Consider the following 8,358-nt stretch of genomic DNA (forward strand, 5'->3'; position numbering starts at 1 on the left):
GCAGGAGCAGGGTATTGGCGCCGATATCCGAGAGCAGGATGACCTTGTATTCGGCGAGGCCGGCGGCCTCGAAGGGAAAGCGCTCGGCCGCTTCATGCGCGGGCATATAGGTCAGTTCGAAGGGACTGTCCTGCAACGCCGTCACCAGTGGTTCGGCGCCGAGATGAAAGGTCACGCTGCCGAATTGGTCGAAGCCCTTGAAATGGGTCGCGGAGGTCACCCAGCTTTCGCCAACCAGAAGTATTTTCGTTTTCGTCACGTTTGATCTTTCCTTCAAGGCGTCTCTCCGCTCCAGACCAGTTGGCGGGAATTGTCAATCGTCATTCTTCGACTGCTGCTCAGAGTTGCCGAGGCAAGCGAAGTGACCCGGGACCGCGCTTTCCCGGATGAGCGCCCGTCCCTTGGCAATGGGCGCCATGCGTGGTGAGCTATAGAAGGAAAAACCGTTCGAGATCGAAGGATTGACCGTAGTGAACGATCCCTGTTTGATGACGGCGCACGAACTGGCTTCGGCCTATCGCGCGGGCAGGCTTTCCCCTGTCGATGCGGTTGAGGCGCTGCTGGCGCGCATCGAGCGACTGAACCCCGGCCTTCATGCCTTCATCGCAGTTTACGGCACCGATGCGCGGCTGGCGGCGGAGGCCGCCGACAAGGCGCTCCGCGCGGGCTACGATCTCGGTCCTCTGCACGGCGTCCCGGTGGCGCTGAAGGATCTGATTGCGGTCGAGGGCCGGACCTATGCCGCAGGCTCCAAGGTCCATCTCGGCCGCCGGGCGACCGAAACCGCGACCCTGGTCCGCAAGCTGATCGGCGCTGGCGCCATCCTGTTGGGCAAGGTGCATACGGTGGAATTCGCCTTCGGCGGCTGGGGTACCAATGTCCATCTGGGCACGCCACGCAACCCCTGGCGCCCGGACGACCACTATACGCCCGGCGGCTCCTCCAGTGGCTCGGGTGTCGCCGTCGCGGCGCGGATGGCGCCGCTGGCCGTCGGCACGGATACCGGGGGGTCGGTACGCATTCCGGCCTCTTTCAATGGCATCACCGGCCTCAAGGTGACGCGCGGGCGGATCAGCAACCACGGCATCGAACCCCTGAACATGACACTGGATACGCCGGGGCCGATGGCGCGGAGCGTGGAGGATGCGGCGCTGATGTATCGCGCCATGCAGGGGCCGGACGAGGCGGACTCCCTGACATTCGGCATCTTGCCCGATGATCCCATGGCCGGGCTCCGCCGCGGCGTCGCGGGGCTTCGTCTCGGCCGCATCGCGCTGACCGACTGCGGCCTCGCCCTCGATCCCGAAACGGCGGCCGCCTATGAAGCGGCGCTGGAAACCATGGTTCGCCTCGGCGCCACCATTCTGCCTGTCTCATTGCCCCGGTCGCTCTCCGACTATGCGCAGATGAGGGAGGTGATGGCGGCCGAGGCCTACGCCCTCCACGGTGCGCTGGCGGAGGACCCGGCGAAACCGTTGGACCCGCATGTCCGCGCGCGCATCTTGTCGGGCAAAATCCCGGCTGCGGACTATCTCCGCCTGCTCTGGCAACGCCCCGCGCTGCGCGCGGAATTCCTGGCGGCGATCGACCCCGTCACGGCGCTGCTTCTGCCGACGACGCCGGTGCCCGCGCAGCCAGTATCGAGCGTGGATGAGACGACAGCACCGAGCGGCCTGACCCGGGCTGCCAACCTGCTCGGCCTCTGCGCGCTCGCGCTGCCGAACGGCATGACCGCCTCCGGCCTGCCGCTGTCGCTTCAGATTCTCGGCCGGCCCTTTGCGGAGGCGGAGGTGCTACGAATCGGCTGGGCCTTTGAGCAGGCAGGGGACTGGCACCTGCGGATGCCGCCGGTATGACGACGCAGCATGAGGAGGCGCAAGTGACGCAAGGGATTGTCCGCATCGCCCCGGAGCCATTGGCGGCGCGTGTAGGGCAGAAGCTTCGCGACGCCGGGGCCGACCAGCCTTCCGTTGAGGCGACCGTGCGTGCTCTCATGCACGCCTCGCTGCATGGGGTGGACAGCCACGGCGTCCGGCTCGTCGGCTATTACGATGGGGCGCTGAGAAGTGGAGAGATCAATGGCCATCCGCAGGTGACGCTGCGGCGCACGGCGGCAGCGACCGCCATGCTGGATGGCGATGACGGGCTCGGCCATCATACAAGCTACCGCGCCATGGAAGCCGCGATCGAGATTGCGCGCGAAGCCGGCGTCGGCGCCGTGGGAGCCACGCGCTCCTCGCATTTCGGAGCGGCCGGCGCCTATGCGCTGGCCGCCGCCGAGGCCGGCATGATCGGGCTTGCCACCACCAATGCCGAGAGCCTCGTGGCGCTTTTTGGCAGCGCCCAGGCTTTTCACGGCACCAATCCCTTGGCGGTCGCGGCCCCCGTTGCGGGCGAGAAGCCATGGCTGCTGGACATGGCGACCTCCGCGATCCCCTTCAATCGCGTTCTGCTTTATCGCTCGCTTGGCCAGACCCTGCCGGAGGCGATTGCCGCGAACGAGGCTGGCCTCCCGGTGCGCGATCCCAATGAGGCGGCGATGTTGATGCCGATGGGCGGGGCTGATTACGGCTTCAAGGGTGCGGCCTTGGCCGGCCTCGCGACGGTGCTCTCGGCCATTCTCACCGGCGCCAGCCTGGATCACGAGATGGTCTCGCTCGGCAAAGGGAATGAGCCGAAGCCGCCTGGCCTTGGCCACTTCTTCCTCGCAATCGACCCGGCGCGGTTCGCGGGCGCGGCCGTGATGGCGGACGGCATGCGTCGCTACCTCGACGCCTTGCGCGCGGTGCCGCCACGCTCGGGCGGGGCGCCCCCGATGGCGCCCGGTGACCGCGAATGGCGCGTTGCCGAAGAACGGAGGCGGGATGGCATTCCGCTCGACCCCGATACGGCGCATTTTCTGGGTTTCTGACCGGCCGTTCGGGCGCCGAGGCCTTAGCCGGGCCCTGGCGAGGAGAGGAGACGGGCTGCGTGTTGAAGCCGGGCCATGAGGGCTTTCCGGCGCGGCAGGGGCGTATCCACCGGTAGGACGAGGCAGAGCGTCATGCGGCAGATCCCGTCCTCTTCCCGGAGAGGAACGGCGAAGCAACGCGTGAAATGGTCGGCGAGGCCGGTCGTCTCGCACCAGCCTTGGGCGGTGCAGCGCATGACTTCCGCCGCGAAACCGTCACGGTCCAGCATGCGGCCGCCCGGCAGGCGGTAATCCTTCTCGGGAATGAAACCGGCGATCGCTTCTGCCGTCATATGGCCGAGGAGCAGCCGTCCGGAGGCCGTCCAGGGGATCGGAACCTCGACGCCGATATCGCTCGTGATGCGATGAAGCGCGTGCCCGCTGCGACTGTCGAGCACGACGTATTTGCGCCCACGCAGGGCGCAGACTTGCGCGGTCACCCCGGTGTCCGCCGCGAGCGTCGCCATGGCCACCACCGCACGGCGATAGAGTGTATTCACATCGGCAAAGGCCGCGCCGAAGAGTTGCATGGCCCGGCCGAAATAGAGACTGCCATCCTGCCCGACATAATCGAGCATCTCCGCGTCGAGCAGGCGATTGACGATCTCATAGGTGGTGGAGCGGGGTGCGCCGATGAGTTTCGCGAGGTCTCCGGGCTTGGCGGGCGCGTGCAGACGAAGGAGAGCTTCGAGCAGCGCGATGACGCGGTCGATGCCTTTCTGGCGATCCCCTTGTGCGGACCTGGAGGTTGCGGAGGGTCTTTTCAGCGCCCGTGACAAAATGCGGCCCTTCTGCGGGTGAAAGTCCTTGCGTGCGGCCCAAGGAGTGAACTAGCGTTCACTTGTCCGAAATACAGAACAAACGTCCGGTATACCAGACAGATTTATCCGATTTTAAGCGCCTGATGCGCAGACCGGGCGAGCCGGCCGTCTTCCACCGCGTAGAGGAGTTGGATCATGCCCAGGACCTGGCGCAGCCGCGCTGCAAAAGTCGTTTTGAGTTGCGCCGTCACGACGGCCATGGCCATTCCCGTGGTGGCCCATGCTGCCGCCCACTGCATCACCAGCCCGCACCAGCCGCCCTTTTCGATCGGCTGGGCGAATATCTATTCCGTGCCGACCTGGATGAAACAGACGACGGGAACCATTGACAGCGAGGTCGCCGAGCTGAAGAAGCAAGGCCTCGTCAGCAAACTGATGATCACCGATGCACAGGGCAGCGCGAATACCCAGATCCAGCAGATCCAGTCAATGATCGATGCGCATATGGATGCGATCCTGGTGGATGCCGGTTCTGCCACCGCGCTCGACCGTGTGATTTCCGCTGCCTGCGCCAAGGGCATCGCCGTGGTCAGCTTCGACAGCCTCGTCGATACCGATGACCTGACAGCCAAGATCATTGTCGACTCGAAGGCATGGGGCAGCGAAGCGGCCACCTGGATGGCGAAGACGCTGGGCGGCAAGGGCAATATTCTCGTCCTCAACGGTCCCGCCGGCATTTCCGTGAGCGAGGACCGTCGTGCCGGCGCCATGGAGGTTCTGAAGAACTATTCGGACATCAAGGTTCTTGCCGAGACCAATACCCCCTACAACGCCGCCCCTGCCCAGGAAGCGGTGACCAATCTCCTTTTTCGCTATCCGAAGATTGATGGCGTGCTGTCGCTGGGTGGTGCGCTCTCGGCCGGCGCCCTGCTCGCTTTCGAACGGCAAGGCCGCGCGCCGGTGCCGATGACCGGTGAAAACTATCGCCAGTTTTTGGAGCTTTGGAAGAAGGAAGGTATCAAGGGCTGGGCCGCGATGCAGCCGAACTGGCTGGGCGCGATGGCCGCCTATGTCGCGGTACAGGCCCTGCAGGGTAAGGATGTGCCACTGCATGTGGGCGTGCCGTTGCCTATCATCACGGATGCCGATCTGGGCAGCTATCTGGCACGTGCCAAGGACTTCCCGGCGGACGGCTATATCTACTCGCCCTACAGTCAGGCGATATTCCAGAAATACATCGACGGGAAGTAACCCTTCTTGAACGATACGACTGCGGTTCTCGCGGCGCGGGATGTGTCGAAGTCCTTCTTTGGCAATCCCGTGCTGCGCGGCGTCTCTATCGATCTCCATCCCGGCCGAGTTCATGCGTTGATGGGTGAGAACGGGGCGGGCAAATCGACCCTGATCAACATCCTCTCGGGCAGCCTGGCCCCCGATGGCGGGACGATCGAGGTCGGCGGACGGAGCGCGCGCGCGCTGTCGCCCTCTGATGCGCGGGCGGCGGGAATCGCTGTCGTGCATCAGGAATTGAGTCTCGTCTCCCATCTCTCGATTGCCGAAAACATCGGCCTTGGCGCCTATCGGTGCCGCTTCGGGCGGATCGATTACCGCGTGCTTGGCGCGCGTGCTGCCGAACTCTGCGACATCGTGGGGCTTGCAGGCGATCTTTCCCGACCTGTGCGGGAGTTGCCGCTCGGGCAGCGACAGCTTGTCGAGATTGCTAAGGCGCTCTACCGCAATCCCAAGGTTATCATTTTCGATGAGCCGACATCATCGCTCTCGGCGCGGGAGACGGAGACGCTGAAGACGCTCATCCGCCGGTTGAAGGTGGAAGGGGTCGCGATCCTTTATATCTCGCATCGGCTGGGCGAGGTGATGGAGCTTTGTGACTACGTGACCGTGCTGAAGGACGGCACCCGCACCGCGGACCAGCCCATGGCTGGACTGACCCCGGAAAGCTTCGTGCGGCTGATGGTAGGGCGGGATGCCGGGGACCTGTTCCCCTCCTGGGTGCCTTCGGTCAAGGATGAAATCCTGCTCGACGTTTCGGGTCTTTCCGGCGGTATGATGCGGGATGCGTCGCTCAGCCTGAAACGCGGCGAAATTCTCGGGCTTGGCGGGCTTGTGGGCCAGGGGCAGGAGGATCTGCTCCTCGCTCTTTACGGCGCACTGCCGGCGCGGGCGACGAGGGCCCGTCTTCTGGGGCGCGAAGGGCTGTCCACCTCCGTGACCGCGGCCAATCGTCGCGGCCTTGCCTATATTCCGGCCGACCGCAAGCGGGAAGGGTTGTTGCTGACGCATTCCATCCGCTTCAACATGCTGCTGCCTGGCTTCGGCCGGGCGCCCGCTCTTTCGCGTCGTCATGCGGAGAAGGAGCGTGGGTTGACGGAGGGTCTCGCCGCTGCACTCAGCGTGAAGGGCGATCTCGCACGCCCAGTGCAGGCGCTTTCGGGCGGCAACCAGCAGAAGGTGGCACTCGCCAAATGGATGCCGCGCAACCCGCAGGTACTGCTGATGAATGACCCGACCCGCGGCGTCGATGTCGAGACCAAGCGCGAGATCTATCTCATGCTGCGGCGCTTCGCGGAGGAAGGCCGGGCCATCATCCTGCTCAGTTCAGACACGCCCGAACTCGTGCATCTCTGCGACCGTGTGGTGGTCGTGCGAGAGGGGCGGATCGTAGCCGACCTGCCCCACGGCGCGGCGAGCGAGGAACGCATCGTGGCCGCCGCCATGGGTGTAACGTCGGAAAGGTCAGCCGCGTGAAGGCGGGGAGCCTCTACTGGCGCATCCAGTGGCAACGCAACCGGCGTCTGGCACCGCTCTACGGTGTCGTCATCGTGCTCTTCGTGGTCTATGGCTGGCTTTTCCCCGGCCTGTTCTCCCGCGCGGGAGTTGCGCACTTCACCCAGAGCTGGTTTCCGCTGGCGCTGGTAGCGATGGCGCAGGCGATCCTCATGCTGACCGGCGGCATCAGCCTCGCGATCGGGGCTTTGGTCAGCCTCGGAGGGGTCGTGGCTGCGACAACCATGGCGCAGCTCGGCAGCGCGATCTCCATCCTGCCCGTGCTGGCGGCGGGCCTCGTTACGGGTATCGGTTCGGGCGCGATCGTGGCGCTGCTTCGCCTGCCCGCCATCATCGTGACGTTGGCCGGATCCTTCATCATCGGGGGATGCGCCCTCATCATTCTGCCGCGGCCAGGAGGCACCATCCTGCCCTGGCTTTCCTCCCTGCTTGCCGGAGGCAACCCTGTCGTTCTCCTGGTGCTGCTGGCGCTGCTTGTTCTTGGCTGGAAATTCTATCTCGCGACCCCGCAGGGCCTGGCGCTCTACGCGGCAGGCGAGAATCCTGTCGCAGCCTATCGCTCCGGCGTGCGGGTGGAGATGACGCTGATCACGGCTTTCGCCATCAGCGGTATGCTTTGCACCCTCGCGGGACTCTTCGTCGCCGCCCAGACGGGATCGGGCGATCCCGTGATCGGGACGAGCTTCACCCTCAATTCCATCGCGGCTGTGGTTCTAGGAGGGGTCGGCTTCCTGGGCGGTGAGGGCACGATGCGCGGTGCGCTCGCCGGTGGTCTGCTGCTCACCGTCATGATCGACGTCATGTTCTTTCTCGGCATGCCGCCGGTCGCGCAGTATATCGCGCAAGGGCTGATCATCGTCATTGCGGTTGCATTGCCGCATCTGCTTGGCCGGAGGTTGGGCCCATGACGCTCCCGGCCCTGCTGCGCAGCCGCCCGCTCCTGACAACCGCCATCGTCATGGCGGTGTGGATCGTTGCAAGCCTGACGACCCCTGGCTTCGGCAGTTGGCCGCATCTGCGCTACTTGCTCGAACTCGCGTCCGTCATCGGCCTCGTGGGCGCAGGGCAGACCCTGGTGGTGGTCGCCGGCGGGATCGACCTTTCGGTCGCCGCCATCGTGACGCTGACGACGATCGCCCTGCCGCTTTTCACCTTCGGCTGGGATGGCAGCGGCCTTGTCGCTGTCATCGGTGTGCTGGCGCTGGCCACCGGGGTCGGCATCGTCAACGGCCTCGGTGTCGCCTATCTTCGCGTGCATCCGATGATCATGACGCTTGCCATGGCGACCTTCCTGCAAGGCGTGCTGATCCTGCTTGCAGGTGGCAGCGCCGTCTCGCTCGACAATCCGATCGTCGCTTGGCTTGGCTCGGCACGGCCTTTCGGCTTCTCTGCCTGCATCATGCTCTGGATCGTGGTCGCTGCGCTGGTACTCTACCTGCTACATGCAACGCCGCTCGGTGCACGCTTCTTCGCGCTGGGGACAAATCCGGTAGTGGCGCGGCTTTCGGGGGTGAATACGGGCGCCACCATGCTCTGTGCCTATGGTCTCAGCGGTCTGCTCTGTGGTGTTGCGGGGCTGCTGGCCCTGGGCATGAACGGCCAAGGCTATATCGGCATCGGCGATCCCTATCTTCTCGCCTCCATCGCGGCCGTGGTGCTGGGCGGCACGTCCATCCTTGGCGGGCGCGGCACCTATGCCGGCACGCTGCCGGGCGCCGTGCTGTTGGTGACGATCACGGCACTCATCACTGTCGTCAACGCATCGCCGGGCTTGCGTGACGTGCTCTTCGGTGCCCTGGTGCTGGGTCTGCTGCTGCTGTCGGGCCGCGAGGCGGTACGGCG

The 8,358-nt window shown here is 65.2% G+C and carries 8 protein-coding genes; 6 read left to right on the forward strand and 2 right to left on the reverse strand.

Translation table 11 applies throughout. The features are described 5' to 3' along the window. Nucleotides 1-259, reverse strand: a 259-nt coding sequence (locus VL752_RS13995; protein ID WP_325356282.1) for a glutamine amidotransferase, incomplete at its 3' end; no start/stop codon positions are given. Between the two features lie 211 nt (nt 260-470). Between VL752_RS13995 and VL752_RS14000 the strand changes: the two genes are divergently transcribed. After that, nucleotides 471-1,856, forward strand: a complete 1,386-nt coding sequence (locus VL752_RS14000) for an amidase (protein WP_325356284.1) — start codon at nt 471-473, stop codon at nt 1,854-1,856. Next, complete coding sequence (locus VL752_RS14005) at nt 1,853-2,911, forward strand: Ldh family oxidoreductase (protein WP_325356286.1); 1,059 nt, start codon at nt 1,853-1,855, stop codon at nt 2,909-2,911. Before VL752_RS14000 ends, VL752_RS14005 begins: the two co-directional genes overlap by 4 nt. A gap of 23 nt (nt 2,912-2,934) precedes the next feature. Here VL752_RS14005 and VL752_RS14010 read toward each other — a convergent pair whose 3' ends face one another. Continuing rightward, nucleotides 2,935-3,729: an IclR family transcriptional regulator gene (locus VL752_RS14010; RefSeq protein ID WP_325356288.1), complete on the reverse strand. Its 795-nt coding sequence runs from the start codon at nt 3,727-3,729 to the stop codon at nt 2,935-2,937. Between the two features lie 177 nt (nt 3,730-3,906). Here VL752_RS14010 and VL752_RS14015 point away from each other — a divergent pair, with 177 nt between their 5' ends. The 4 genes from VL752_RS14015 to VL752_RS14030 all read left to right on the forward strand — a co-directional run. Next, nucleotides 3,907-4,962, forward strand: a complete 1,056-nt coding sequence (locus tag VL752_RS14015) for an ABC transporter substrate-binding protein (RefSeq protein WP_325356290.1) — start codon at nt 3,907-3,909, stop codon at nt 4,960-4,962. Nucleotides 4,963-4,968: 6 nt separating this feature from the next. Next, nucleotides 4,969-6,477, forward strand: coding sequence for a sugar ABC transporter ATP-binding protein (locus VL752_RS14020; protein WP_325356292.1), 1,509 nt, complete (start codon nt 4,969-4,971; stop codon nt 6,475-6,477). Further along, entirely contained in the window at nt 6,474-7,424 is a 951-nt protein-coding gene (locus VL752_RS14025) for an ABC transporter permease (protein ID WP_325356294.1), read from the forward strand. The genes VL752_RS14020 and VL752_RS14025 overlap by 4 nt, the downstream gene beginning before the upstream one ends. Continuing rightward, the coding region (locus VL752_RS14030; protein WP_325356296.1) for an ABC transporter permease at nt 7,421-8,358 on the forward strand (938 nt) is incomplete at its 3' end. The genes VL752_RS14025 and VL752_RS14030, both read left to right, overlap by 4 nt.

This window comes from Acidisoma sp., from assembly GCF_035492295.1.
Classification (GTDB): domain Bacteria; phylum Pseudomonadota; class Alphaproteobacteria; order Acetobacterales; family Acetobacteraceae; genus Acidisoma.